This window comes from Rhodovulum sp. MB263, from assembly GCF_002073975.1.
Taxonomy (GTDB): domain Bacteria; phylum Pseudomonadota; class Alphaproteobacteria; order Rhodobacterales; family Rhodobacteraceae; genus Rhodovulum.
Genome location: NZ_CP020384.1, coordinates 3,323,314 through 3,349,704, shown reverse-complemented (window position 1 = coordinate 3,349,704; position 26,391 = coordinate 3,323,314). Strand labels below are relative to the sequence as shown.

19 protein-coding genes and 1 riboswitch are annotated in these 26,391 nt (G+C 66.5%); of the genes, 4 read left to right on the top strand and 15 right to left on the bottom strand.

Annotation, left to right across the window (positions count from 1 at the left end; all coding sequences use genetic code 11):
* Positions 1 to 3 precede the first annotated feature (3 nt).
* The 13 genes from B5V46_RS15495 to B5V46_RS15435 all read right to left on the bottom strand — a co-directional run bounded on the left by B5V46_RS15495 (position 4) and on the right by B5V46_RS15435 (position 17,067).
* Positions 4 to 1,545: a hypothetical protein gene (locus B5V46_RS15495; protein WP_080617434.1), complete on the bottom strand. Its 1,542-nt coding sequence runs from the start codon at positions 1,543 to 1,545 to the stop codon at positions 4 to 6.
* Complete coding sequence (locus tag B5V46_RS15490) at positions 1,542 to 3,152, bottom strand: pyridoxal-dependent decarboxylase (RefSeq protein WP_155774089.1); 1,611 nt, start codon at positions 3,150 to 3,152, stop codon at positions 1,542 to 1,544. Before B5V46_RS15490 ends, B5V46_RS15495 begins: the two co-directional genes overlap by 4 nt.
* Positions 3,153 to 3,877: 725 nt before the next feature.
* Positions 3,878 to 5,056, bottom strand: coding sequence for a class II aldolase/adducin family protein (locus B5V46_RS15485; protein ID WP_080617432.1), 1,179 nt, complete (start codon positions 5,054 to 5,056; stop codon positions 3,878 to 3,880).
* On the bottom strand, positions 5,053 to 5,940 hold the full coding sequence (gene lsrF, locus B5V46_RS15480; protein ID WP_080617431.1) for a 3-hydroxy-5-phosphonooxypentane-2,4-dione thiolase: 888 nt from the start codon (positions 5,938 to 5,940) through the stop codon (positions 5,053 to 5,055). Before lsrF ends, B5V46_RS15485 begins: the two co-directional genes overlap by 4 nt.
* Positions 5,933 to 7,471, bottom strand: coding sequence for an FGGY-family carbohydrate kinase (locus tag B5V46_RS15475; protein ID WP_080617430.1), 1,539 nt, complete (start codon positions 7,469 to 7,471; stop codon positions 5,933 to 5,935). Before B5V46_RS15475 ends, lsrF begins: the two co-directional genes overlap by 8 nt.
* On the bottom strand, positions 7,468 to 9,186 hold the full coding sequence (locus tag B5V46_RS15470) for a glycerol-3-phosphate dehydrogenase/oxidase (RefSeq protein ID WP_231119149.1): 1,719 nt from the start codon (positions 9,184 to 9,186) through the stop codon (positions 7,468 to 7,470). The genes B5V46_RS15475 and B5V46_RS15470 overlap by 4 nt, the downstream gene beginning before the upstream one ends.
* Positions 9,183 to 10,154 carry a sugar-binding transcriptional regulator gene (locus tag B5V46_RS15465; protein WP_080617429.1) on the bottom strand — a complete coding sequence of 324 codons (972 nt, stop codon included), beginning with the start codon at positions 10,152 to 10,154 and terminating at the stop codon, positions 9,183 to 9,185. The genes B5V46_RS15470 and B5V46_RS15465 overlap by 4 nt, the downstream gene beginning before the upstream one ends.
* Positions 10,155 to 10,156: 2 nt before the next feature.
* A complete protein-coding gene (locus B5V46_RS15460; protein WP_080617428.1) occupies positions 10,157 to 11,161 on the bottom strand; it encodes an ABC transporter permease in 1,005 nt (334 codons plus the stop codon).
* Positions 11,158 to 12,654 (bottom strand): sugar ABC transporter ATP-binding protein, encoded by a 1,497-nt coding sequence (locus B5V46_RS15455; protein ID WP_080617427.1) that lies wholly within the window; start codon positions 12,652 to 12,654, stop codon positions 11,158 to 11,160. The genes B5V46_RS15460 and B5V46_RS15455 overlap by 4 nt, the downstream gene beginning before the upstream one ends.
* 126 nt (positions 12,655 to 12,780) lie before the next feature.
* Complete coding sequence (locus B5V46_RS15450) at positions 12,781 to 13,824, bottom strand: substrate-binding domain-containing protein (protein WP_080617426.1); 1,044 nt, start codon at positions 13,822 to 13,824, stop codon at positions 12,781 to 12,783.
* A 548-nt stretch (positions 13,825 to 14,372) separates the two neighbouring features.
* Complete coding sequence (locus B5V46_RS20575; protein WP_231119148.1) at positions 14,373 to 14,726, bottom strand: DUF2268 domain-containing putative Zn-dependent protease; 354 nt, start codon at positions 14,724 to 14,726, stop codon at positions 14,373 to 14,375.
* 246 nt (positions 14,727 to 14,972) lie between these two features.
* Positions 14,973 to 16,340, bottom strand: coding sequence for an NCS1 family transporter (locus B5V46_RS15440; RefSeq protein ID WP_080617424.1), 1,368 nt, complete (start codon positions 16,338 to 16,340; stop codon positions 14,973 to 14,975).
* Positions 16,341 to 16,368: 28 nt separating this feature from the next.
* Positions 16,369 to 17,067, bottom strand: coding sequence for an aspartate/glutamate racemase family protein (locus B5V46_RS15435; RefSeq protein ID WP_080617423.1), 699 nt, complete (start codon positions 17,065 to 17,067; stop codon positions 16,369 to 16,371).
* Positions 17,068 to 17,199: 132 nt separating this feature from the next.
* On the opposite strand from B5V46_RS15435, the gene B5V46_RS15430 reads away from it, so the two are divergent.
* Together B5V46_RS15430 and thiC are read left to right on the top strand one after the other, a co-directional pair.
* Complete coding sequence (locus tag B5V46_RS15430; RefSeq protein WP_080617422.1) at positions 17,200 to 17,886, top strand: GntR family transcriptional regulator; 687 nt, start codon at positions 17,200 to 17,202, stop codon at positions 17,884 to 17,886.
* A 53-nt stretch (positions 17,887 to 17,939) separates the two neighbouring features.
* Positions 17,940 to 18,060: riboswitch (TPP riboswitch) on the top strand.
* Between the two features lie 118 nt (positions 18,061 to 18,178).
* Positions 18,179 to 19,933 (top strand): phosphomethylpyrimidine synthase ThiC, encoded by a 1,755-nt coding sequence (gene thiC / locus B5V46_RS15425; RefSeq protein ID WP_080617421.1) that lies wholly within the window; start codon positions 18,179 to 18,181, stop codon positions 19,931 to 19,933.
* A gap of 65 nt (positions 19,934 to 19,998) precedes the next feature.
* On the opposite strand, the gene B5V46_RS15420 is transcribed toward thiC, so the two are convergent.
* Entirely contained in the window at positions 19,999 to 21,021 is a 1,023-nt protein-coding gene (locus B5V46_RS15420; protein WP_080617420.1) for an aldo/keto reductase, read from the bottom strand.
* A 182-nt stretch (positions 21,022 to 21,203) separates the two neighbouring features.
* Here B5V46_RS15420 and B5V46_RS15415 point away from each other — a divergent pair, with 182 nt between their 5' ends.
* A complete protein-coding gene (locus B5V46_RS15415; protein WP_080617419.1) occupies positions 21,204 to 22,097 on the top strand; it encodes an AraC family transcriptional regulator in 894 nt (297 codons plus the stop codon).
* A gap of 20 nt (positions 22,098 to 22,117) precedes the next feature.
* Here B5V46_RS15415 and B5V46_RS15410 read toward each other — a convergent pair whose 3' ends face one another.
* A complete protein-coding gene (locus tag B5V46_RS15410) occupies positions 22,118 to 22,594 on the bottom strand; it encodes an Lrp/AsnC family transcriptional regulator (protein ID WP_080617418.1) in 477 nt (158 codons plus the stop codon).
* 160 nt (positions 22,595 to 22,754) lie between these two features.
* On the opposite strand from B5V46_RS15410, the gene B5V46_RS15405 reads away from it, so the two are divergent.
* Positions 22,755 to 26,351 (top strand): hydantoinase B/oxoprolinase family protein, encoded by a 3,597-nt coding sequence (locus B5V46_RS15405; protein WP_080618082.1) that lies wholly within the window; start codon positions 22,755 to 22,757, stop codon positions 26,349 to 26,351.
* Positions 26,352 to 26,391: the final 40 nt, after the last annotated feature.

Genomic DNA, 26,391 nt, shown 5'->3' with positions numbered 1-26,391 from the left:
TCCTCACTGTTGCTTGTCGCAAAGCAGCGGCGTCTTGCCGACTGCGGTACGGGTGATGTCCGGAGCCCCCGGCGGCACGAAGCGCAATTCGAGGCGGTAGCCCGTCTTGGCGAGATAGTGGAAGTTCGCCTCGCCTTGATTGAACAGGGACAGCGAGCGGATCAACGCATCGCCGAACATCTGATAGGTGCCATGGGGACCGATCAGACCGAGCTGCCGGTTGACGGCCTCGGGCTCATCGACGGCCACAAGCAGCGTAAGCCGCCGGTTTCGGCGATCGTTGACGAACTGCATGTCCTGCGCGGCACGGTTCAGGTCGATCCCGATGGCGGCCAGGCCGTGACCCAGCCCGTCCAGCACGCGCTTGGCGGAAAACTGTGTGTCGCCCAGATGGATGACGTCGCCGCTGCGGCCGACATATTCGAACTGCATCGTGTTCAGTCCGGCTCCCGTCAAGCCCGGCCGCCGGATCACCCGATCGCCGATCAGCAGGCGCGGCAGCGGCGTTTCATGGGCATGAAGACGGGTCACGACCAGCTCGCCCTCTTCGCCTTCCTTCACCCAGCGCCCGTCAGGACCGACGATTTCCACCAGATGCAGCCCCGGCACCGTCGCCAGCCAGGGCGAAGCCGGATCAAGCTGCAGGGCGATGGTTTCGGCCTGAGTGGCCGCAAAATAGCTCAATATGCTGACATTCGGATAGGCCGCCTTCAACTCGTCGCGGTGGCGGGCGTTCAGAACGCCGCTGCCATAGAGCGCAACCCGCAGCGAGCGGCGCGCGTCCTCGGACAGCTCCGCGCCCAGTTCGGGCAATGCCGCGACGCTGGCGGTGATGCTCATGAAGGCTTTCGGGCCGACGTAACGCATCAGATGTCCGAAGACATCCTTGGTGACCGGGCCGATCCCCAGGTAGTTGGTGCCGGGGATCCTCTGGAGCACCCCGCCCACCATGGTGCCGCTGCTCCACAGATTGTAGTCGGCCAGAGTCGTCATGACCCATTTGGGCGCGTCCTCGTCGAAAAACGGCGCAAGCTGGTAGCGGCCCATGAACTCGCCGGCGAATTCGTAGGTATCCTGCAATTCGCGCAGCGAATAGACGGTCTCGACCGGTTGGCCGCTGCTGGTGCCGCCGCTGGCGACGATCTCGAAACCGCCGAATGACAGTGGCACGGCCAGCCCCCGGCGCTCTCCCATGTATAAGTCCCGCATCACCGTCTTGTCGGCGAGAGGAACCGACTGCCAATGGTCGAAATCCCGCACCGTGCCCGTGATTCCGGCCGCTGCCAGTCTCGCCGCCCAGCTCGGATTGCCCTGCAGGGTCCCGATCATCTGCTGCAACCGGCGCAGGATCAAAGCATCCTGCAATTCGGGAGAGAACTCGGCAAAGCGCCGTCCGGCCAGCTGCTCGGCCCGGCGGATTTTCGACAGGAACGTTTCGAGGCCGCGAATGGCTGCCGGGCTGCCGGGGCGCAACTCATCAGCGGCGATAAGCCCGGCGATGGTATTTGCATCGGCGACCGGGCGGAGTGCGGTGTCGGTGCTCAAGGTCGTATCTCCTCGGGTTGCGGAAATTCTTCCCTGATGGTCAGGGCAACCGTGCGGACTTCGTCCAGCATTTGCCGGATGTGATCGGCGGTAATACGGTGGTTCATAAGAACCAGCCTCAAGGCGGGCATGCCGTCGATATCGACCTTGGAAATGAAGAAGCGGCCGCGCTCCCGGACGCGTGCCCGAATTTCGGTCTGCAACGCGCCCAGGGCCTTTGGGTCGAGCTGCTCCTCCGGCACATAACGAAAGCACAGAATGTTGGTATCAGGAAAATGCAGGGGGACAAAATCCGGGGCGTCCGCCAAGATCCCATGCGCCCTGCGGGTCATGTCGCAAAGCACTTCGAGTTTTTCGGCAATGGGCGCGCGGCCATACATCGCCCAGAGGACCCACAGCGACATGATCATCGGCCGCTTGGTGCATTCGAAATTCCGTTCGGCAGAGTCGTATTCGGAATAAACGTCTGCAGTCTTTTCGAAAACGTAGCTCGCCTCCTGCCGAAAGGCTGCCGTCGCCTGGTCCCGGTCGCGGTAGAACAAAAGCGTGCAGGCCGCCGGCACGAACATCGTCTTGTGAGCGTCCAGTGTCAGGGAATCCGCGCGGCTCAGCCCGGCCAAACGCGGCCGCAGCCGGTCTGACACGATCAAGCTGCCACCGTGAGACCCGTCGACATGCAGCCAGATCCCGCGTTCCGCGGCGATGTCTGCCAGCTCATCCAGGGGATCGATCGCGCCGAACGAGGTGGAGCCGGCATTGGCGACAATGCAAAAGACATCGAGCCCGCGTGCTGCAGCTGCGTCCAGCGCCTCTCTCGCACCGGTAGGGGTGATCCGCCGCGCAGGGTCGAGCGGAAGCCGCACCAGTTGATTTTCACCGATCCCCAGTATTCCGGCGGCGCGGGTAATGCTGTAATGAACATCGCCACTTACGGCTATCGCCGGGCGACGGTCGGTTCCGCCCAGTCCTTCGCCCCAGGCTTGGGGATAGCGGCGACCACGCGCGGCGAGCAGTGCGGTGAGGTTTGCAAGCGACCCCCCCGACGTGGTGAACATCGTGAAGCGATCGCTCGGAAAGCCCAGGAAACTGTTGAGTTCCTCGCCCATGACACGCTCGACGACGCAGGGCAAAGCCCCTGCTTCGTAAAACGAGGCCGGCTGCGTGGCAATTGCACTGACCATGTCGACCACCGCGGTCACCGGGAACGGTCCGGAGAATTGCCGCCCCATGTAGCCGGGCGAGTAGACCTGGATGCCGGTCCGCAGATAAAGCTCGACGATTTCCGCCAATTTACGGTCATGTTCCGTGATGTCGGTCGTCTGCCCGCCACGGGTCAGGCGGGTTGCCGCGGCGCGGATACCTGCCGGGTCGGTCAAGGCCAAGCCGCGGATTGACCCGTCCCGCAAATGCATTGCCAACTGATCAACAGCCTGTGATGCGTGCCGAGAAAAATGTCTGGAATCGAACAATTCATCAAGATTTTCAATTCCGGCACTCTCTACAGGCAGAAAGATATTTGGAATATTGGGCGTGTCGCGGTCGGGGAGCAATCTGCTTAGCATATTTCCCTCCAGGCGATTAATAATTTTATTTGAATTCGTGAGCATAGCGTCCTCAGAGACATGCTAAGGGAGGCTATAGATTCCAATTTTAATTTACGCTACATCAACCAAAATTTTCAATCAAGGCGAATCATGATTGTATTCATTTTACGGACAAGGAGGCGGTTTCTGCGGTGGTGCATCTGTTTCAATTATTGGAAAAAATTCCGGGCCGATGTCCGTAATTGTCCGCCGTTTCAAAGTTTCACGATGGAGTAGGGTCTGACCCAATTGATTTGGTTGCAGAGACCTACCCCCCCCCCCAGGAAACCGGGCGATTACGAACCTGAATTTTCCGCCTTCGACTGGACGACGAAGGAGGAAGGCACATGAAACGGAAGCGGCTCATCAGCGAGTTGGGATGGGACCGTGGCCCCAGTGGGGCCGTGTAAGTCCTTGGATACGAGATCATCAGCATACTGAAGGAAGGCGCGGCCGGGGCGAGAGCGATGATTGAGGGGAAGACCTGGTGGCAGCGGTCGTACCGGGGCGCTGCGCGGCGCCAATCCTTAAGTCTGCCGCACATGAACTCGAGCCGGTTTCACCGCTTGTAACTGCGCGTGTCGTACTTGACGGATGCCCGGCGCCCCGAGCTGCGAGAGCGTCTTATCATGGCCCGAGCCGGTCTTCTTGCGATGGCGGGGGAGAGCGGGCCTCGGCAGGTCTCCGGGCCGGGCCTCAGGTGTTCCGAAGCGACTCCCGCTCTCCCCTTTGGGTAATGACGCCCCCCGCTACTTGCGCAGCTTGGCCTGCTCGAGTTCCCAGTATTCGATCAGGAACTGTTCGGGACGCGGCAGCGGCTGGTAGCCGCCCAGTGCCTCGGCCGACGCCGCGACGCGCAGGTTTTGCTCGGCGAGATCGGCGTTGATGTGGGCCTCGGAGGCAGAGCGTCCCAGACCGATCACGCCCGCGCCCGGCACGAAGACCACCCGTGGCAATGTGTCGAGCATGATCTGCGTGCCGTCCGAATGCTCGTGGAAATAGCGCTCGTAGGCCGCGCCGAAACCGGCGACCGCCGTGCGGATACCGGCGGCATCTACCCCTTCCGCAAGGATCAGCGGCCAGGGCTTGATGCGGATGACGTGATCGGGCGTGACCGTGCCCCGGCTGACGACCTCGGCCATGCCCTCCCGCCCGGAAAGCGCGGCCAGCGGGGCCGCACCGCGCGGGTCGGTGAAGGCAAGGTCGGGCAGCGCGGCCTGCAGTTGGGGAATGAGCGTCTCGAGTACCCCATTGCCCCTGCGCGGGGTCGGCGGCATCAGGGCTGCGCCACGCGCGGCAAGATGGGCCTCGCAGACGGCCACCGCATCGCGAAAGCGGGTCAGGCTTTCCCCGGCCGTATCGCCCCAGGTGAAGAGCCCGTGCTGCGCCAGCCACATCCCCCAGGCCTGCGGCCGGGCTTCGGCGGCACGGGCGCCCTCGATGGACAGATCGAAGCCGGGGAAGACGTAGGGCAGGAAGACCAGCCCGTCGCCGAAGAGCGCGCGCAAAGTCTCGCGCTGCTCGGCTTCGGGGCGGCTGGCCAGCGCCAGCACCGCCGAGGCATGGCCGTGATCGACGAAGCGCGCGGGCAGGTAGGCATGGAGCAATGTCTCGACCGAGGGATTGGGCGCGGACGTGTCCAGCAGATGCGAGCGCAGGAAACGCACCATCTCGGTATCGCTGAGCCGCGCGCCGTCCTTCACCGCGAACAGCGGGTCGAGCCAGAGCCCCGGCATCCCCTGCGGCTCCATCGTCGCCAGATCCCAGCCCGATCCCTTGACATGCAGCACCCGTCTGCCCTCGCGCATCACCTTGACCGAGGTGTTGCCGCCGCCATGCATCGCCAGCTCGGGGTTTCCCCCGAGCTGTCTGGAGCTTTCGACCCGCTGCGCCAGCAGCGTATCGGCCTCGTCAGTCATCGACGTCATGCCGCCTTGCGGGTGGCGAGATCGTTGTACATCTCGAAGGCCTGCGCCGCCGGAAGCAGCTCATGCACCACCGCGCTCACCGCCTGGATCATCGCCACCGGGTCGCCGGCGCGGAAGATGTTGCGGCCCATGTCGACGCCTGCCGCGCCCTGGTCGATCGCCTTGTAGGCCACCTCGAGCGCCTCGGCCTCGGGGATCTTCTTGCCGCCGGCGATGACGATGGGCACCGGGCAGCCCGCGCAGACCCTCTCGAAGCCCTCGTCGACATAGTAGCTTTTCACGTATTGCGCACCGATCTCGGCGGCGATGCGGGTGGCAAGGCCGAAATAGCGCGCGTCGCGGGCCATGTCCTTGCCGACGCCGGTCACCGCGAGGGTCGGCATGCCGACGCGGTTGCCCCGGTCGATCAGGTTGATGATGTTGGTGATCGATTTATGCTCGAATTCCGCGCCGATATAGACCTGCGCCGCCATTGCCGCGACGTTCATCCGCAGCGCGTCCTCCATGTCGACGGCGATGGTCTCGTTCGACAGCTCGGACATGATCGAGTTGCCGCCCGACGCGCGCATCACGATGGGCTTGCGGGTCGATGCGGGCACGGTGGTGCGCAGCATGCCCCGCGTGCACATCAGCACATCGGCATGCTCGAACAGCGGCGCGATGTTCAGATCGACCCGTTCGAGCCCGGTGGTCGGCCCCTGGAAATAGCCGTGGTCGAAGGCCAGCATGACCGTGCGCCCGGTATCGGGGCGGAAGATCCGCGCCAGCCGGTTCTGCATGCCCCAGTCATAGGCGCCCGCGCCCTTGAGGAAGAAGGGCTCGTTCTTCGGAGGCGTGGTCAGCCCGAAATCCTTGCCGTCGATGATGTCGTCGAGATCAGCCATGTGATGTCCTTTCCTGTGTCTGTCTGGCGTCGAAGCCAAGCACCTTGGGCGGCGCCCAGGCCGCCCCGAGTGCATCGCGGTAGGCGCACCAGCGCCGGTATCTTGCGTCCAGCTGCGCCTGGGCGGCCGGGCAGGGGGTGATTTCCTCGACATGCCGGGCCATCGCCTGCGTCGCGTCATTGAAATCCGCGAAGAGCCCGGCGCCGATGGCCGCGGCGATGGCAGCCCCCCGCGCGCCGGTCTCGGCGCAGTCGGACAGGCGCAGCGTCATGCCCAGCGCATCGGCGAAGATCTGCGCCCAGAGCTCGGATTTGGCCGCGCCGCCGGACAGCGTGGCGCAGCGGAAGCGGCGGTCGGGGTCGAGGATCTCGAAATGCGCGCGGTGGCCGAAGGCGACGCCTTCATAAAGCGCGCGCACCATGTCGCCGCGGCTGTGCCAAGCGCCCATGGCGCTGAAGCCGCCGCGCGCCCCGGGCACGGGCCCGGCATAGAGGAAGGGATGAAAGACCGGCAGGTCCTTTTCGGGATCGGATCCCACCGCAAGCCGGTTGCAGAGCGCGAAGGGATCCTCTCCGGTGGCCTTCGCCTCATCCGCGAGGAAGGTCTGCACGAACCATTCGAGATTGGCTGCCGAGGTCGGCGAGCATTCGCAGCTGACCCAGGTGTCACGCCCCAGCACGCTGGCAAGCAGGGCCCGCGGCTCTGCCGGCAGATGCTCGGCGAAGACCTGGTTGATAGACCAGCTGCCCGCGACGATCGAGGCCTCGCCGGCATGCGAGGTGCCCGCGCCCAGTGTCGAGGCCAGCACGTCGAAGAGCCCGCCCACCACCGGGGTGCCTTCGGCAAGGCCCGAGGCCCGGGCGGCAGCGGCGGTGACATGGCCGACCACCGCATCGCTTTGCGCGGGTTCGGGCAGGATGTGCTTCAGCCCCTCGATGCCATAGAGCCGCAGCAGCGCGTCGTCATAATCCAGCGCCGGCAGCGCCAGCAGCCCGGCCCCGGCAAGATCCGACACCTCCGAGCCCATGCGTCCGGTCAGCCCGTGCACGATCACGTCCTTGCACAGCAGCGCCTTGTGGGCACGGGCCATGATCTCGGGGCGGTTCTCGGCGATCCAGCGCAAGAGCACCGGGGTCATCGCGGGCCAAGGCCGCGACTGTGCACGCGACAGGATCTCGTCGCCATGTTCGGCCGCGATCTGTGAGGCCAGCGTCTCGGCGCGGTTGTCCATCGACTGGATGCCGATCAGCCCGAACCCTTCGGCATCGAGCAGATAGAGCCCGTTGCCATGCCCCGCAGCCCCCACGGCCAGCACCTCGGCGCCGCCGATCCCGGCCTTCGCAAGGCAGTCGCGGATCGCGCCGCTGGCGGCCTGCCACAGCCCCTCGGGATCGCGTTCCACGAAGCCCGGTGCCGGTTGCAGCGTCTCGGACCCGCGCGAGGCGACGGCAAGCGTATTGCCCTCGGCATCGAACAGCGCCGCCTTAACCATCGTGTTCCCGGCATCCACGCCGATGAGATATCCCGTCATTGCGCCGCAACCTCCCCTTTGCGATGCAGGCCGATCCGCTCGGGGTCGGCCCCGTGATCCGTTGCCAGCCTCACCCGGAAACGGTGCAACTCCTCCTCGCGGCGGGTCGGGGTCCAGCCCCTGGCCGCGGCCAGCCGGTCCGCCAGCGCCTCGAGCGCCGCCGCATCCAGCCCGCCCGCCAGCGCGACCACCATGCGGCGGAGCGCAAGATCGGCCAGCGTCTCGACCTGTTCATGGGCGATCAGGTAGTCGATCTCGGCATCCGAATAGCCCGGCAGGCCGGTCAGCTCCCGTTCCCCGGCGAAGCTCTGTGCCAGCGGACCCGCCAGCGTGCCGTAGCGCGTCAGTAGCGTCGCGACGCGCGCCTGCGAAAGCCCCGAGGCCGCCGCCGCCTCTTTGCACCAGGCCTCCGGATCGGCCGGGAAGCCGGCGCCACCGCCGATCGGCAGATCCCCGGTGCCGGTGCGGCGCGTCAGACCCAGACGGGCCATCACCTCATCCGCCGCCAGCTCGCCGAAGGCGCGGAAGGTGGTCCATTTGCCGCCGATCATGCTGAGCATCGGGAGCCCGGCCTGGGTCCAGCGGTTGAAATGGCCGCGCGGGATCTGCCCGGTGGTGCCCGCGCCGCTGACAGGGAGCGGCCGCACCCCGGCGAAGACATGCCGCACCTGATCGGCCCGCACGGTCATGCCCGGAAAGACCCAGGACAGACCCTCGAGGATATAGGCCTGCTCATCGGCCTCGCAGCGGACCTTGTCGGGATCGGGCACCTTGATGTCGGTCGAGCCGATCAGCACCATCCCGTGCAGGCAGAACATGATGCAGATGCGCCCGTCGACATTCTCGTAATAGACCATGTCATCGCCGAGCATGTCGCGAAGCTCGGGATGGTCGAGCACGAGATGCGCGCCCTTGGTGCCCTGCACCATGTCCTCCGTCGCCCCGGCGCGGGCATTGGTGCGGTCGATCCAGGCGCCGGTGGCATTGACCACGATCTCGGGGCGAAGGGTTATCTCGCGCCCGCCGATACGGTCGGCCAGCGTGACCTCGGGGCCGATCTTCGTCACCTCGAGATGATTGAGCGCCACGGCGTCGCAACCGGCGCGCGCGACATCCTCGAAGATCTCGGTGACCACGCGCTCGGGATGGCTGACCTGCCCGTCGTAATAGGTGGCCGCACAGCGCAGCCCGGGGCGGAAGGGAAAGCGCGCCGTCGCCGTCTTCGCGGACCAGAATTCATGGGGCGGCAGCCCGCCCTTGCCGCGGGTGTAGATGTCATAGAAGGACAGTCCCAGCTTGACCGGCAGCGCGCCGCGCCGCGACGGCGCCTTGCTGAGGCCGAGGAACCGCAAGGGAGCATTGAGCGCGCCCGAGACCCAGCTGTCGATCGGCACGATGGTGCGCAGCGGGCCGACCAGATGCGGCGCGTTCTTCAACAGGCGGTTGCGCTCGTCGAGCGCCTCGCGCACCAGGTCGAACTCGCCGTTCTCGAGATAGCGCAGCCCGCCATGGACCATGCGGCTCAGCGCCGAGGAGGCCCCCGCGCAGAAATCCGATTTCTCGGCCAGCATCACCGGCACGCCGTTCAGGGCCAGTTCGCGGTAGACCGAGGCGCCGTTGATGCCGCCGCCGATCACCAGCACCTTCGGCGCGGCGCCGTCCATGGCATCGAGCCGCGCAGCCCGCGACAGGGGGGGGACGATGGAAAGGGTCATGCAGCCTCCTTCAGGCGCGCCAGCACGCAGCGGGCGGTGGCCTCGTCGGTGACGAGCGTGTTGATGTAACCGCCGCGCACCACGGCGCAGATGGCTTCGGCCTTCTCCTGGCCCGCCGCGACGCCGATGCTGACCGGCACCCTGGCCAGATCCGAGGGCGAGATCGCCACGACCAGCCTGTTGCGGACGTAATCGGTGACGCGGCCCTGCGCATCGAGCACATGCGCCAGAAGCTCGGCCACCGCGCCCGAGGCATAAAGCGCCTCTTCTTCGGCGGGCACGTCGCGGTGCAGGTCGAAATAGGATGTCGCCTTCTCGCGCAGCCCGCCGATGCCCACGACGGCCACGTCGGCGGCCCGGGCGGCCTCCATCACGCGCGAGACCGTCTTCATGTCGCAGATCATCCGGTGCTGCTCTTCGGTCTCGGCGAACATCGGCGAGAGCATTTGCACCGCCTCGCCGCCGAAGGCGCGCGCCAGCGTGGCGGCGGCGTGGTTCACATCGGTATAGTGCTTGCCCTGCACGAGGCCCGTCGCGGGCACCGCCGTCATGCCGCGCAGCGGCACCACCTGGCGCAGCCCGGCGACGCAGGCGCTGACGCCCTTGCCGCCCGTGAGGCAGACGGTCATCCCGGGCTTGAGCTTCGAGACCAGCAGCTCGGCGGCGGTGATGCCGACCCGGGCCAGCACGGCCTCGGGATTGCCTGCGGCGGTGGTCTCGATCACCACCTCGCGCAGGCCCGACAGCTCGGCCAGTTCGCGTTCGAGCGCGAGATGGTCCTGGAAGGGCGAGCGGATCGAGATCTCCACCATGCCCATGTCATGGCCGGCCTTGATCATCCGGTTGACGGTGGAATGGCTCTGTCCCATCCGTTCCGCCACCTGGGCCTGGGTCAGCCCGTCGAGGTAATGCAGGGTCAGCGCGGTATAGATCCGGCGTATCTGCGCGATGTCCTGGAGCTGGTCCATGATCAGCCCCGCTTGCCGCGCTTGTTCATCAGGTGGTCGAAGCTGACCGCCGCGAGCAGGATGCAGCCCTTGATCATGTCCTGCATGTAGACGCTGACATCGAGCAGGATCAGCGAGGAGGTCACCAGCGACAGGAGCGCCACCCCCAGCACCGCGCCGAAGATCGAGCCCTGCCCGCCCTTCAGCGAGGCGCCCCCGATCACCGCGGCCGCGATGACGTTCAGCTCCATGCCGACGCCGAATTGCGGCGTGGCCGAGCCGAAGCGCGCCATGAAGATCACGCCCGCAAGGCCGGTGAGGGTCGAGCACAGCACCGTCACCCAGAAGATCACGCGCTTGGTGCGGATGCCCGAATATTCGGCGGCCTGCTCGTTGGAGCCGGTATAGATGATGGTCCGGAACCGTGCCGAGCGGCGCAGCAGGAAGTCGAAGACGACCGCCAGCAGAACGAAGATCACCACCACGACCGGCAGCCCGCCCAGGCTGCCCTGCCCGACGAACTTGAAATCGGGCGGCAGTGAGAACAGCGACAGCGGCGTGCCCTTGGTGATCAGCAGGCACAGGCCCCGCACGATCACCATGGCCGCGAGCGACGCTATGAAATGCGACAGCCCGACCCGCACCACGAACAGCCCCATCGCCGCGCCGACAGCCGCCGCCGCCGCGACGCCCGCGGCCGAGGCAAGCCAGGGGTCGAGTCCCATCAGGAACAGCTTGCCCGCGACGACCATCGCAAGGCAGACCACCGAGCCGACCGACAGGTCGAGCCCGCCGACGATCAGCAGCAAGGTCATGCCGATGACCACGATCCCCTCGATCGAGAAGCTCAGGAAGATGGTCCGGAAGTTCGACCAGGTCAGGAAATACGGGCTGGCAAAGCTCATCACCACGCAGAGCGCGAGAATGATGCACAGCAATCCCATCTCGCGCATGCCCGCCAGCCTGCGCAGGGCCCCCGGGCTGCGGCGGGTCTCGGTCATGCCGACGGAAAGGCTGGTCTCGCTCATGCTGCGTCTCCCTGAATATGCAGGCCCGAGGCAAGATGGATGATCGCCTCTTCGGTCATCTCGTCAGAGCCTAGCTCGCCGGTCATCTCGCCCTCGTGCAGGACGACGATGCGGTCGCTGAGCCCGATCAGCTCGGGCAATTCGGACGAGATCACCACGACGCCGACCCCCTGGTCGCACAGCTCGCGCAGGATGGCGTGGATCTCGGATTTGGCGCCGACATCGACGCCGCGCGTCGGCTCGTCGAGGAAGACCACCTTCGGGTTCACCGACAGCATCCGCGCCAGCGCCACCTTCTGCTGGTTGCCGCCCGACAGCGTGCTCGGCGGGTCCTCGGGCCTGCCGGCCTTGAGCCGGAGCCTGCGGCCCAGTCTCGTCGCCTGCTCGAGTTCCGCCGCGCGGTCGACAAGGCCCGCCCGCGTCACCTGCGACAGGCGCAGCGAGGACACGTTTTGCGAGATCGGCAGATCGAGGAACAAACCCTCGCCCTTGCGGTCCTCGGACACGTAGACCATGCCCCGCTCCAGCGCGGCGGAGAAATCGGGGATCTCGACCGGCTCGCCCTTCAGCCGCACGGTCTTGGTGCAGCGGCGCAACCCGCAGATCGCCTTGGCCAGCTCGGACCGGCCCGAGCCGATCAGCCCGCCGATGCCGAGGATCTCGCCCTCGCGCAGGGTCAGCGACACATCATGAAGCACGTCGCAGCTGACGCCCTCGACCTCGAGCAGCGCCCGTCCCGGCGGTGCGCTGGCCTTGTCGGGGTAAAGATGGGAAATCTCGCGTCCGACCATGTTGTTGACCACCTCCTGGGGTGTGGTCTGCGGAATGTCGAGGCAGGTTACATAGGCCCCGTCCCGGAACACGGTGACGCGGTCGCAATGCTCGAATATCTCGGCCATGCGGTGCGAGATATGGATGATGCCAAGCCCCCGCTCGCGCAGCCGGTGCACGATGCGGAACAGCTTTTCCGTCTCGGTCTCGGTCAGGGCCGAGGTCGGCTCGTCGAGAATGAGGATGCGCGCGTCCAGCGTCAGCGCCTTGGCGATCTCGACCAGCTGCTGGTCCGAGATGCTCAGATCGCCCACCTTGGCGGCTGGATCCACGTCGCAAAGCTCTGCCAGCACCGTCCGTGCCTTGCGCTCCAGCGCGGCGAAATCCATCAGGCCCCGCCGCGTGGCGGTCGCGCTCATGAAGATGTTCTCGGCCACGCTCACATCCGGGCAAAGCGCAATCTCCTGATGCACGAAGCCGATGCCCAAGGCCTGTGCCTCCAGCGGCGAGCGGATGCGCTGCCGCACCCCGTCGATACGGATCTCGCCCGCATCCGGTTGCAGGATGCCGTCGACGATCTTCATCGTGGTGGACTTGCCGGCACCGTTCTCGCCGGCCAGCGCGTGGATCTCGCCGGCGCGCAGCTCGAAGAAGACATTGCGCAGCGCCCTCACCGGGCCGAAGCTCTTGGCGATGTTGGAGAGTTGCAGAAGGGGCGGCATGGTGGCCTCCGGATCATGCGGGGGAGATGCGGCGGATCGGACGAAACCGATCCGCCGACGAGGAACCGCGCCGCCAAAAGGGGGGGGAGTTGCGGGCGCGGTCCTGACGCGGTTCTTGTCCGGGCCTCAGCCCTCGATGCCGCGGGTACCGCGCTTCTTGAGGTACTTGTCCCAGTAGAAGCTGTCGGCATTTTTCTGCGTCACGACCGAATAGCCATTGTCGAGCATCGGGATGCCCATCGGGTTGAACCCGGCCTCGGCATGGTCGTTCATCGGGTCGATCAGCTCGGGATGCTTGGCCAGCCACAGCAGCAGGAAGCCGTAATAGCCCTGGGCGCCCTGGTTGGGGTTGATCGCCCCGAACATGTCGCCCGCCTTGATCATGTCGAGCACACTTGCATTCACATCCACCGACATCACGCGAATGGTGCCGCCCGCCTCCTTGGCCGCCTGCGCCGCGCCCATGGCCGAGGACGCCTCGGGCATGAACACCGCGCCCAGTTCCGGATGGGCCTGCGCAAGGCTCAGCACCGCCTGATAGGCCTTGTTCGGGTCCTGCCCGGTCGAGGCGCGGCCGACCAGTTCCATGTCGGGATAGTTGTCCTCCATCTCCTTGATGAAGGCGGCGACGCGGCGGTCGTGATTGTCCTGCCCGGGATTTTCCAGCACGGCGTACTGGCCCTTGCCGCCCATGGCCTCGGCGATCTGCTGCGCCGCGACGCGGCCCTCGCGGAAATTGTCCGAGGTCACATAGGAGACGCGCTTGGAATTGGGGCTGTCGGCGGCAAAGGTCACGACGGCGGTGCCCTGCGAGATGGCGCGGTCGATCGGCTCGACGAAGGGATCGGGGCTCATCGGATGCAGCAGAATGCCCGCGGGCTGCTTGGCCAGCGCCTGCTCGAAGGTGGCGATCTGCTTGTTGACGTCATATTCCGGCGTGCCGGTGTAATCGGTCTCGCAGCCGAACTGGTGCGCCGCCTGCTTGAACATCTCGTAGACCGGGAACCAGTATTCCACCCCAGAAACCATGACGTTCATCACATAGGTCTCGCCCGGTTCGCAGTGGAACGGGCTCTGCTCCCACGGCGCATCTGCGTCCTGAGCCAGGCCACCGCATGCGCTGGCCACGACGATAGAGGCGGCTGCCGCCGCAACAAAACTGGTCTTCATCGGATGTCCTCCCTGGACCGGACCCGCATTCTCCTCAGGCGGGGCCAGCTTCATGGCGGCAGGATGCGGGGCGGCTCGTAAGCTGTCAATAAATCCTAAGGCGTGAAATATATTGCATCGCGCTGCTGCGCGGCACCGGAAACCCGATGCAACCTGGATGTGAACCGCAGGCTTGATGTTCTTGCCGAGGCGTTCGGGTTCCACTGCCGGAGGATCGTTCCCTCCCCGCACCGTCCGGGCGGGATACGGCGTCGGGAACTTCGAAAAGTCTCGCGAAATCGGCATGATACATCGACGGCGGGCGTTCTGCCCTCGAAGGGAAGAGATTTCGTCCGAGAACAGTGCACCGCCATCGCATCGCGACGCAGGGATTGCCTTCCTTGCCGGATATGTCCACCGCCGATCGGCCGCGCCTCGCCCGGCAATGCCCGCAGCGGCCCTTGAAGGCCCGCCGCGGCGCAGCCCGGCCAAGAGCCCCGCATGCTGGAATCAGTGTAAGGAGGCTTTGGTGGATCGCATTGCGCGCGCCCCATTCTGCTCGATCGCTGTCAATCGGTCATCGCCTCGAGAGCGTAGCGAAACCTTTCGGTCCCTGCGTGAACCAGCGTGGCCGGCGTCTCTGCCGGATGCTCGGCAAGGTATCGTCCGACCAACGCATATCCGAACGCATAGCCGCGCCATGCCGGATCCGTCCCGAAGAACCATGCGGCATGGTCGTAATTTCGGTCATCCCAGGTCGCTGCCGCATCCCGCGCGGCGTGAAGAAGCTCGTCCATGCGCGAAGCCGGATGCTGGTTCCTGCCGCCTTCCAGCCCCGAGCTGAACCCTATCGAGATCGCATTCTCCAAATTCAAGCACAGCTGCGCAGGATGGGCGCACGAAACGTCACTGAGATGTTTCAAGAACTTACAGAAATCTGTGACCTCTTCTCACCGCAAGAGTGCGGGAACGACTTCAAGGCTGCCGGATATGTCTCAGGTTAAAGGGCGGGGGCTTTGGGTGCTGCTGACCCGCCTTGCTCGGGGCATCCGGTTGCCTCGGTTAACATGGCCGGTGGTCAGCAAAACGGACGGCCGGGAACGGGCACGACCGGGATGGCGTGAACGGGCCCGCGAAAGGGGCCCGTTCCCAGAAATGTTCCGCAGCGATCAGGTGTCGAGGAAGCGGCGGGCAGAGGGCAGCCAGCGCATCAGCAGGTAGTAGGACAGGCCGGCGGGAACGAGGCTCGCATACCAGGACACATTGGAAAAGGCGAAGGCGACGACCACGCCGATGGCCGTGGCGATCAGCGCCGCCGGGTTGATGCCGCGATAGGGGCCTTCCGCGTCATAGAGCTTTTCGAGATTCAGCTGCTGGCGGCGCAGGATGTAGTAATCGACGACCAGGATCGCGAAGATCGGGCCGAGGAAGGCGCTGTAGGTCTGGATGAAGATATTGAGCCCGGCGGCCGACTCGTCCTGCACCAGCTTCCAGGGGAAGGTCGCGAAGGCGAGCAGCCCGACCAGCACCGCCGATGTCCTGAACTTCAGCTTGAACACATCCATCAGCGCATAGGCAGGCGGCACCACGTTGTTGAGAATGTTGGTGGTGACCTGGGCGAAGGCGATGAAAAGCAGGGTGGTGACCAGCAGAAGCTTGTTGTCGACCGCGCTCGAGAACACCTTGATCGGATCGACCTGTCCGGTCGCCCCCGAGACCATCAGCCCGATCATCCCCATGAAAAGCGTCGCGGGCAGGATCGAATTGGCATAGATCGTGACCTGGCGCATCGGTCCGACGCCATGGCGCAGCTCGCGCGAATAGTCCGAGACGTTCAGCATCATCGTCGAGTAGATCCCGAGAAACAGCATCGTCGCGCCCCAGAACGGCGCGCCCCAGGTGCCCTCGACATTGACCAGATTGGCCATGATCGCGTCGCCGTATTTGCCGATCACGCTGAAGAACATGTAGATCAGCGAGCCGATGATGAAGACCGAGCCTATATTCTCGAGCCATTTGATGCCGTGGAAGCCAAGCACCGACAGCAGGATCTGCAGGAACTGGAAGCCGATGAAGAAGACCCAGAGGTTGGAATAGCCGAACAGGGTCTCCGAGACGAGGTTGAGCGCGCCCGCCCCGATCCAGCTCTGGAAGCCGAACCAGACGATCGCGGGCACCGAGCGCACCAGTGCGGGCAGGCGGGTGCCGGAAAACCCGAAGGCCGACCGCGCCTGTACCATGAAGGGGATGCCGTATTTGTGGCCGGCGCGGCCGTTGATCATCAGGGCGATGCCGATCACCGTGCAGCCGATGGCAATGGCCAGGAAGGTCTGGAGCAGGTTGAGCGTGCCCACCAGCCCCGAGCCGATGGTGAAGGTGCCGATCGACACGCAGCCCCCAAGCCAGGCGAAGAGATAGGACCAGGGGTCCATGATCCGCGTCTCCTGGGGCGCGAGCGATTCCTCGCCCAGCCCCTTTTCCTCGATCACATGCGGGACATGGCCTGGTGCCGCGGCTGCGGTCTCGGGCATTGTCATCGGTGTCTCTCCCCGTGTGTTTTCGTTTCTAATGCGTTTCCGGCTGCGCATAGGCGCCGGATTTGCTGGTCTTCAGCCCGGCCCCGACAAGCGCCTCGGCGAATTTCGTGGCGACGGCAACCCCGTCGATGACCGGGATGCCGGTTTCCGCGCTCAGCCACGCCACCAGATCCGCCATGCCGGCACATCCCAGCACGACCGCCTCGCAGCCATCCTCCTCGATGGCGCGGAGGATCTCGTCGCGGACCCTGAGCCGGGCATCCGATCCCGGTTCCTCGAGGGCCAGCACCGGGATCGCGGCCGAGCGTACCCGGCGGCAGCGATGTTCGAGCCCGTAGCCCCGGACCAGATCCTCGATCACCGGGACCGAGCGCGGAAGGGTCGTGACCACCGAGAAGGAAGTGGCGATCATGCTGGCGGCCTTCACCCCGGCCTCGCAGATCCCGATCACCGGCCCGGTCGCGATCTCGCGGCAGGCGCCGAGCGCGGGATCGTCGAAACAAGCCAGAACGATGGCATCGGCCCCGGCCTCTTCTGCCTCGCGGACCTCGCGCAGCAGATGCGGCGCGCACATCGCCTCGTCATGATGGCCCTGAATGCTGGCCGGGGCGCCGGTTGCGGTCCGCCCTTCGATCTCGACACCGGGCGCGGCGACGGCACGCGCGGCCTCGACGATCTTTTCCGTCATCGAGACGGTGGAGTTCGGGTTGATGACAACGAGTTTCATGATGGCAATCCCTGGCTGTTCGGCATGATGCTATCAAAAATTGTTCACAATCCATAGTATCAATATTGCGCAACAAGTCCTGTGGGGAAATTTTGTTGCCGGGTCATGGTGCCGCAGCATAGAGAGGAAACGATGGAGACCCCGAAGGAAACCCGGATCGTCGAGCAGATCCTCGACGCCATTGCCGATCAGCGCCTGCCGGCCGGTACACGCCTGGGCGAACAGGCGTTGAGCGACCATTTCTCCTGCAATCGCACACAGGTACGCCGGGCCCTGGCGGCCCTGACCGCCTATCAGGTGGTCGAGCATCTGCCCAATCGCGGCGCCTCGGTCGCGACGCCGACGGCCGAGGATGCCCGCGACGTCTTTCAGGCCCGGCGCGCGGTCGAGACCGCGATCTGCCGCAATGCCCTGCGCCGGGCGACAGCGGAGGATCTGGCCGCCCTGCGCGCCCATCTGGCCGAGGAGGAGAGGGCGAAGGATGACGGCGACCGGTCCGAGGCGATTCGCCTGTCGCGGGGCTTTCACAACCTGCTGGCGCGGATCGGCGGCAATGCCGTGCTCGCGCGCTATGTGCAGGAACTCACCATGCGGTCCTCACTCATCATCGGGCTTTATGGCACCCAGGCGCGGACGCTCTGTGCCAAGGACGAGCATCTGCGCCTCGTCGAGGCCATCGCCGCGCGTGACGAGGCCGGCGCGCTCTGCCTGATGGATGCGCATCTGCGCCATATCGAGGCGGGGATTTCCTTCAGCGAAAGCCGGGCGCCCGCGGGCACGCTGTCCTCGATGCTGGGCGGAGGGCCCGCGCGGGGCTGACCGGCCCGGCGCTGCGGCGGGTTTGACAGTCCGCGCCGGCTTTGCGATACCTCGTCGCACGTCAGGGGAGTCCCGCCAAGGGGACTGAGAGGCTGACAGGGGGAAACCCCGGTGACGCGACCCTTCGAACCTGACCCAGTTGAGACTGGCGTAGGAAGACCGAGGGGCATGCCACAAGATCCCGCCCCCCGGGCCGCAAGGCCCCCAGACCGTCAAGGTCGTTCGGGCCAACGGCCCCGCTTTCTGCCTCATCATCCGTCTGGGTCTCGTCAGGTCAACTGAGGAGACGAAGATGAACAGACCCGACACCGTTCCGCAGATCACGCTGGGGCCGCTGCCCGCCTCGGAAAAGCTCTACCTGTCCGGCGAGATCCACCCGATCCGGGTGCCGCTGCGCCGGATCGCGACCGGCGAGGGGGCGGTGACGGTCTATGACAGCTCGGGCCCCTATACCGACCCCGGGGCGCGGATCGACATCGCCGCAGGGCTTGCGCCGGTGCGGATCCCCTTCGCGCGCGACCGCGGCGAGGCCGAGACCTATCCGGCCCGCGACGTGACCGCCGCCGACAATGGCTTTGCCGAAGGCGCGCGCCTCGTGCCGGCCTTTCCGCGGCGGCCCGAGCCGCTTCGGGCGACGACTGGGCGGGCGATCACCCAGCTGGCCTATGCAAGGGCCGGGATCGTCACCCCCGAGATGGAATTCGCCGCGATCCGCGAGAACGAGGGCCGCACCGCTGCCCATACCCGCGACGGCGAGCCCTTCGGCGCCGAGATCCCCGATCTGGTGACGCCCGAATTCGTCCGCGCCGAGATCGCTGCGGGCCGGGCGATCATCCCGGCCAATATCAACCATCCCGAACTTGAACCCATGGTGATCGGCCGCGCCTTCAAGGTGAAGGTCAATGCCAATATCGGCAATTCGGCCATCACCTCCTCGATGGAGGAAGAGGTCGAGAAGATGGTCTGGGCGATCCGCTGGGGCGCCGATACGGTGATGGACCTCTCGACCGGCCGCAACATCCACAACATCCGCGACTGGATCCTCCGGAACGCGCCCGTGCCCATCGGCACCGTGCCGCTTTACCAGGCGCTGGAGAAGGTCGGCGGCGTGGCCGAGGATCTCAGCTGGGAGGTCTACCGCGACACCCTGATCGAGCAGGCCGAGCAGGGGGTCGATTACTTCACCATCCATGCCGGGCTGAGACGCGGGATGATCGGGCTGACGGCCCGGCGCGTGACCGGCATCGTCAGCCGGGGCGGCTCGATCATGGCCAAGTGGTGCCTGCATCACGGCCGCGAGTCCTTCCTCTACGAGCGTTTCGAGGAGATCTGCGACATCTGCCGCGCCTATGACGTCTCGTTCAGCCTGGGCGACGGGCTCAGGCCCGGCTCGATCGCCGATGCCAATGACGAGGCGCAATTCGCCGAGCTGCGGACCTTGGGCGAGCTGGCGCAGGTCGCCTGGGCCAGGGACTGTCAGGTGATGATCGAGGGGCCGGGCCATGTGCCGATGCACAAGATCAAGGCCAATATGGACGAGCAGCTGAAGCATTGCCACGAGGCGCCGTTCTACACGCTCGGGCCGCTCACGACCGATATCGCGCCGGGCTATGACCATATCACCTCGGCCATAGGGGCGGCGATGATCGGTTGGTTCGGCACCGCGATGCTGTGTTACGTCACGCCCAAGGAGCATCTGGGTCTGCCCGACCGCGACGACGTCAAGACCGGGGTCGTGACCTACAAGCTCGCCGCCCATGCCGCCGATCTGTCCAAGGGGCATCCGGGCGCGCAGGCGCGGGACGATGCGCTCAGCCGGGCGCGCTTTGCCTTCCGCTGGGAGGATCAGTTCAATCTGGGGCTCGACCCGGATACGGCACGCGCCTTCCATGACGAGACCATGCCCAAGGCCGCCCATAAGGAGGCGCAGTTCTGCTCGATGTGCGGGCCGAAATTCTGCTCGATGAAGATCAGCCAGGATATCCGCGACGCGGCCGCGGCCGAGGCCGGGGCCTGTCCGAACGGGCTGACCCCCGCCGCCGAATAGCGCGGGCGGACGGATCGAAAGCGGGGGCCGGGTCATGCCGGCCCCCGCCTGCTGACCCTTGGGGGTTAGCTCTGGCTGCGGTATTCGCCCTGCCGTTCCAGCATCCAGCCGGGATATTCAGCGGGCAGGCGGGTCGCCGCATCGAGGCGGGCCAGCTCGGCGGCGCTCAGCTCGATCCCGGTCGCGCCGATATTGTCGGTCAGCTGGTCCGCGCGCTTGGCGCCGATGATGACCGAGGTCACCACCTCCTGATGCAGAAGCCAGGCCAGCGCGATCTGCGCGACACTGGCGCCCCGCGCCTCGGCCATGCCGCGCATCAGGTCGATGGCGTCATGGGCGCGGTCCTTGTCGATGGGCGGGAAGTCGAAGCTGGCGCGCCGCCCGTCGGCGGCCTTGCCGTCGCGGTCGTACTTGCCCGACAGGAACCCGCCTGCAAGCGGGCTCCAGACCATCAGCCCGATGCCGGTCTCCTTCAGCATCGGCACGATCTCGCGTTCCAGATCGCGCCCGGCCAGGGTGTAATAGGCCTGCAGCGACAGGATCGGGGCGAGCCGCCGTGCCTCGGCGATGCCGACCGCGCGCATGATCTGCCAGGCGGCCCAGTTCGACAGGCCCAGATAGCGCACATGGCCCTGCCGGACGAGCGTATCGAGCGCCTCCAGCGTCTCGACGATGGGCGTCGCCGGATCGAAGCCATGGATCTGGTAGAGGTCGATATGATCGAGCCCGAGCCGGGTGAGGCTGGCCTTGCACTGCTCCATGATGTGATGGCGCGAGGCGCCGCGCGCGTTCACGCCCGCGCCCATCGGACCCAGGACCTTGGTCGCGATCACCACATCCTCGCGCGGCACGGCGAGGTTCTTCAGCGATTGACCCAGGAGCCGCTCGCTTTCGCCCTTCGCATAGACATTGGCGGTGTCGATGAAGTTGATCCCGGCCTCGAGCGCGCTGCCCAGGAGCCCGTCCACCTCGGCCTGACCCAGCTGCCCGATCTGGCCCCACATGCCCTCGGAGCCGCCGAAGGTCATGGTCCCGAGGCAGAGTTCCGACACGAACAGGCCGCTCTGGCCAAGACGACGATAGCGCATGATGCTTTCCTTTCCTGACTGGGGGCCGGAGCGCCGCGGGGGGCGTCCGCTCTGGCCTCTGTCCGGAAATGGGCCGGGGCCCGCCCCGTCGCCACGCCGATCCTCTCGCAGTCTTGCACGATTCTCTCATCCCGCGGCCGATTGGCTTTGGGCGCCGCCGCCGGACGGGCTAGGATCGGGGCATGACCGACCGATTGTCCGGCCTCAGGGCCAAGCTCGTTTCATTGTGGCAGGCGCATGGGCGCGAAACCCCGGTTCCGGGGTTGAGGCTGTCCCATGCCGACAGGCCCTCGGGCCTTTTCCACGGGGTGTACAGACCCTCGCTTTGCGCCGTCTTGCAGGGCGCCAAGATCAGCCATCTGGGCGAGAGGGCGTTCCGCTACGATGCCGGGAAATGCCTGATTGCCGCGCTCGACGTGCCGATCCGGGCCGAGATCGTCGGCGCGGCGCCCGAGACCCCCTATCTGGCGCTGGCGCTCGAGATCGACCCGGTCGTGGTGGCCGAGCTGATGCTGGGCCAGCGGCCGGCGGATGACCCGCCGATAGGGGCTGCCATCGAGGTGCATGATCTGGGCGAGGCCCTGATCGACCCGCTCGACCGGCTTCTGTCGGTTGCGGCCCGGCCGCAGGACATTCCGGTTCTCGCGCCGATGATCCGGCGCGAGATCGTCTGGCAGTTGCTGAACGGGCCGCAGGGCGCGCGGCTGCGCCAGATCGGGATGGCCGACAGCCGTCTGGCCCGGATCGGCCGCGCCATCGGCTGGATCCGCGAACATTATGCCGAGACGTTGCGGGTCGGGCATCTGGCGGCGCTGGCCGGGATGAGCCCGGCCACCTTCCACCGCCATTTCAAGGAGGCGACGGCGATGACGCCGGTGCAGTTCCAGAAGAGCCTGCGGCTGCAGGAAGCGCGGCGGCTGTTGCTGACCCGGTCCGGCGATGTGGCGGGTATCGGCTTCCGGCTCGGCTATGACAGCCCGTCCCAGTTCAGCCGCGAATACCGCCGCCTGTTCGGTGCGCCGCCGGGGCGCGACGGGGCCGAGCTGCGCCGGGGCCTGGCCGAAGCCGGTCCCTGACAGCCGCCCGGAGCGCCGCTTCAGACCGGCAGCACCGTCGTCGCCTTGATTTCCTCCATCGACAGCAGGGCCGTGACATTGAAGATGCGCACATCCGAGATCAGTGCCTGATAGAAGACGTCATAGGCCGCGGCATCCGCCACCCTGACCTTGAGGATATAGTCGATCTCGCCGGCCAGCCGGTGCGCCTCCAGCACTTCGGGGCGCTTCATCAGCGCGTCGAGAAACCGCCGCTGCCAGTCCGCCTCGTGTTCCGAGGTCCGGATCAGCACGAAGAAGCAGGTGCCCCGGTCAAGCGCCTTCGGGTCGACGATCACCGTCTGCTGGCGGATCACCCCGGCCTCGCGCATCTTGCGGATGCGGTTCCATACCGGGGTCTTCGACGAGCCGACCTTGCGCGCGATCTCGTCGAGGGACTGGCCGGAATCGGCCTGAAGCTCGCCCAGGATACGCCGGTCGAGCGCGTCGAGCTTGAGTTGGGAGTGGTCATTTGGCATCGGGGTCTCCGGGGTTCCAATTGCCTAGGATCGGAACAACGTTCCGGAAACGCAAGGTGGAAACCGCTTTTCGCAGGAAAGCCGTTTCGCTTTCGCGGTGGGCTTGACCTCGGGCAGGGGCCGCGGACAAGGTGCCGCGACCGAGATCGCGGGGGATGGCATGGCGGCGGGCAAGTGGGATTTCTGGATCGACCGGGGCGGCACCTTCACCGATCTGGTGGCGCGCAGGCCCGACGGGCGGCTCTTGACCCACAAGCTGTTGTCGGAAAACCCCGAACGTTATGACGACGCGGCGGTGCAGGGGATCCGCGAGATGCTGGACCTCGGCCCGGACGAGCCGCTGCCGCGTGGCGTCATCGGATCGGTCCGGATGGGCACCACGGTGGCCACCAATGCGCTTCTGGAACGCAAGGGCGAACGGGTGCTTCTGCTGATCACCGAGGGCTTCGGCGATCTCCTGCGGATCGGCTATCAGACGCGGCCGCGGCTTTTCGATCTCGAGATCCACCGCCCCGAACTGCTTTACGAGGAGGTGGCCGAGATCCGCGAGCGGCTCGATGCCGAGGGCGAGGTTCTTGTCCCGCTCGACGAGGATGCCGCCCGGGCGGCACTGGCGGCGGCCCATGCCAAGGGCATCCGCGCCGTCGCCATCGCGCTGATGCATGGCTATCTGAACCCGGTCCACGAGGACCGGCTGGCCGAGCTTGCCCGCGAGACGGGCTTTGCCCAGGTTTCCGTCAGCCATCGCGCCTCGCGGCTGATCAAGCTGGTCGGGCGGGGCGACACGACGGTGGTCGATGCCTATCTCTCGCCGATCCTGCGCCGTTATGTCGACCGGGTGGCGGATGCGCTCGAGCTGGGGCAGGGCGGCTGCGAGCGGCTTCTGTTCATGCAGTCGAATGGCGGGCTGACCGATGCCGCGCTGTTCCAGGGCAAGGACGCGATCCTGTCGGGGCCTGCGGGCGGCATCGTCGGCATGGTCGGGACGGCCGAGGCCGCGGGGGTCGACCGGCTGATCGGCTTCGACATGGGCGGCACCTCGACCGATGTCAGCCATTATGCGGGCGCCTTCGAGCGCAGCTTCGAGACCGAGGTGGCGGGGGTGCGGATGCGCGCGCCGATGATGGACATTCACTCCGTCGCGGCGGGGGGCGGCTCGATCTGCAAGTTCGAGGATGGCCGGTTCCAGGTCGGCCCCGAAAGCGCGGGCGCCGATCCCGGCCCGGCCTGTTACCGCCGGGGCGGGCCGCTGACCGTGACCGATTGCAACGTGATGCTGGGCAAGCTGACGCCCGCGCATTTCCCGGCCGTCTTCGGCCCCGGGGGCGATCAGCCGCTCGATCCCGAGGCGGTGCGCGAGAAATTCGCGGCACTGGCCCGCGAGGTCGCGGCCGAGACCGGCACGCCCGAGCGCAGCCCCGAGGACATGGCCGAGGGCTTCCTGCGCATCGCCGTCGACAACATGGCCAATGCCATCCGCAAGATCAGCGTCCAGCGCGGCCATGACGTGACCGGCTACACGCTGCAATGCTTTGGCGGCGCGGGCGGGCAGCATGCCTGTCTGGTGGCCGATGCGCTGGGCATGCGCCGGGTCTTCCTGCATCCCTTCGCCGGGGTGCTGTCGGCCTATGGCATGGGGCTGGCCGAGATCCGCGCGATGGAGGAAGGCCAGCTCGACCTGCCGCTGTCCGATACGGCCGGGGCCGAGGCGGCGCTGGCCGGTCTGACCGCCCGGGCCGAGGAGGCCGTCGCGCGTCAGGGCGTGGCCCGGCAAGCAATCCGCACGCTCGCCCGCGCACATCTGCGCTATGAGGGCTCGCACCAGACGCTGGAGGTGCCTTTCGGGCCCGCCGCCGCGATGCAGGCCGATTTCGAAGAGCTCCACCGGGCGCGGTTCGGCTTTGCCTCGCCCGAACGCGCGCTGATCGTCGACATGCTCGATGTCGAGGCGGTTGCCGAGACCGGGGCCGCGCCCGCTGCCATGGCGCCCGAGGCCCGTGCCGAAATCGCCGACCGGGTGGCGGTGCATCTGGGCGGCGAAACCGTCGAGGTGCCGCTTTATGACCGCGCCACGCTGGGGGCGGGCACGCGCATCGAGGGCCCTGCCATCATCTCGGAACCCACCGGCACCGACATGGTCGAGCCGGGCTGGGCGGCCGAGGTCGACGCGATGGGCAACCTGATCCTGACCCGCAATGCCGCGGCCCGGCGCGCGCCCGCCATGGGGACCGAGGCCGATCCGGTGCTGCTCGAGGTGATGTCGAACCTCTTCATGTCGGTGGCCGAGCAGATGGGAGCCACGCTCGCCAACACCTCCTGGTCGGTCAACATCAAGGAGCGTCTCGATTTTTCCTGCGCGATCTTCGATGCGCGGGGCGATCTGGTCGCCAATGCGCCGCATGTGCCGGTGCATCTGGGCTCGATGTCGGACTCGATCCGCACGGTGATGCGGGGCCATGCGGGGGCGATCCGGCCGGGCGATGCGTTCATGCTGAATTCGCCCTATAATGGCGGCACCCACCTGCCCGACGTGACCGTGGTGACGCCGGTCTTTCTCGGGGGCGAGATCCTGTTCTGGCTGGGGTCGCGCGGGCATCATGCCGATATCGGCGGGCGTACCCCGGGCTCTTCGCCGCCCGACTCGCGACGGATCGAGGAGGAAGGCGTGCTGATCGACAATGTGCGCCTGGTCGATCGCGGGCGGCTTCTGGAGGCCGAGGCCGAGGCGGTGCTGCGCTCGGGGCCCTGGCCCTGCCGCAATGTCTCGCAGAACATGGCCGATCTGAAGGCCCAGATCGCCGCCAACGAAACCGGGCGGCGGGCGCTTCTGGAGGTGGTCGAGCGCTACGGCCGGGACGTGGTGGCGGCCTATATGGGCCATGTCCAGGACAATGCCGAGGAAAGCGTGCGCCGGGTGATCGGCACGCTGAAGGACGGGCGGTTCCGCTATCCGATGGACCATGGCGCCGTGATCGAGGTTGCGCTGCGGGTCGACCGCGCGGTGCGCGAGGCGGTGATCGATTTCACCGGGACGAGCCCGCAGCACGAGGGCAATTACAACGCGCCCTTCGCGGTCTGTCGCGCGGTGGTGCTTTACGTCTTCCGGACGATGGTGGGGGCCGACATCCCGCTGAACGAAGGCTGCCTCAAGCCCCTGCGCATCGTCGCACCCGAAGGTTGCCTGCTGAACCCGACCTATCCGGCGGCGGTGATCGCGGGCAATACCGAGGTCAGCCAGGCCGCCTGCAATGCGCTTTACGGCGCGCTGGGCGTCGTTGCGGGCAGCCAGGCGACGATGAACAATTTCGTCTGGGGCAACGAACGGTTCCAGAACTACGAGACCATCGCGGGCGGGACCGGGGCGGGGCCGGGCTTTGCCGGTTGCGACGCGGTCCAGAGCCACATGACGAATACCCGGATGACCGACCCCGAAGTGCTGGAACGGCGGTTCCCGGTACGGCTCGAAGCCTTTTCGATTCGCAACGGCTCGGGCGGCGCCGGCCGCTGGGCGGGCGGCGAAGGCGCGATCCGGCGGTTGAGATTTCTCGAGCCGGTGACGGTGACGACGCTCTGTTCCCACCGGCGCATTCCGCCATTTGGCGCGGCCGGGGGCGGCGATGGCGCTATCGGCGAGAACTGGGTCGAATGGACCGATGGAAGGCGCGAGCGGCGGGCGGGCAATGACGAGGTTGCGCTCGAGGCCGGGGCGCTCTTCGAGATCCGCACACCCGGCGGCGGAGGCTGGGGCAGATCCTGACCTTCGGGGCGCGATTTTTCGGCGAAAAATCGTTTGCTCA

Excerpts from the sequence above, each read along its gene's own strand:
- B5V46_RS15490 (WP_155774089.1), bottom strand. The coding sequence starts at position 3,152 with ATGCTCACGAATTCAAATAAAATTATTAATCGCCTGGAGGGAAATATG.
- B5V46_RS15485 (WP_080617432.1), bottom strand. The coding sequence starts at position 5,056 with ATGACGTCGATGACTGACGAGGCCGATACGCTGCTGGCGCAGCGGGTC.
- lsrF (WP_080617431.1), bottom strand. The coding sequence starts at position 5,940 with ATGGCTGATCTCGACGACATCATCGACGGCAAGGATTTCGGGCTGACC.
- B5V46_RS15475 (WP_080617430.1), bottom strand. The coding sequence starts at position 7,471 with ATGACGGGATATCTCATCGGCGTGGATGCCGGGAACACGATGGTTAAG.
- B5V46_RS15470 (WP_231119149.1), bottom strand. The coding sequence starts at position 9,186 with ATGACCCTTTCCATCGTCCCCCCCCTGTCGCGGGCTGCGCGGCTCGAT.
- B5V46_RS15465 (WP_080617429.1), bottom strand. The coding sequence starts at position 10,154 with ATGGACCAGCTCCAGGACATCGCGCAGATACGCCGGATCTATACCGCG.
- B5V46_RS15460 (WP_080617428.1), bottom strand. The coding sequence starts at position 11,161 with ATGAGCGAGACCAGCCTTTCCGTCGGCATGACCGAGACCCGCCGCAGC.
- B5V46_RS15455 (WP_080617427.1), bottom strand. The coding sequence starts at position 12,654 with ATGCCGCCCCTTCTGCAACTCTCCAACATCGCCAAGAGCTTCGGCCCG.
- B5V46_RS15450 (WP_080617426.1), bottom strand. The coding sequence starts at position 13,824 with ATGAAGACCAGTTTTGTTGCGGCGGCAGCCGCCTCTATCGTCGTGGCC.
- B5V46_RS15440 (WP_080617424.1), bottom strand. The coding sequence starts at position 16,340 with ATGACAATGCCCGAGACCGCAGCCGCGGCACCAGGCCATGTCCCGCAT.
- B5V46_RS15435 (WP_080617423.1), bottom strand. The coding sequence starts at position 17,067 with ATGAAACTCGTTGTCATCAACCCGAACTCCACCGTCTCGATGACGGAA.
- B5V46_RS15430 (WP_080617422.1), top strand. The coding sequence starts at position 17,200 with ATGGAGACCCCGAAGGAAACCCGGATCGTCGAGCAGATCCTCGACGCC.
- thiC (WP_080617421.1), top strand. The coding sequence starts at position 18,179 with ATGAACAGACCCGACACCGTTCCGCAGATCACGCTGGGGCCGCTGCCC.
- B5V46_RS15420 (WP_080617420.1), bottom strand. The coding sequence starts at position 21,021 with ATGCGCTATCGTCGTCTTGGCCAGAGCGGCCTGTTCGTGTCGGAACTC.
- B5V46_RS15415 (WP_080617419.1), top strand. The coding sequence starts at position 21,204 with ATGACCGACCGATTGTCCGGCCTCAGGGCCAAGCTCGTTTCATTGTGG.
- B5V46_RS15410 (WP_080617418.1), bottom strand. The coding sequence starts at position 22,594 with ATGCCAAATGACCACTCCCAACTCAAGCTCGACGCGCTCGACCGGCGT.
- B5V46_RS15405 (WP_080618082.1), top strand. The coding sequence starts at position 22,755 with ATGGCGGCGGGCAAGTGGGATTTCTGGATCGACCGGGGCGGCACCTTC.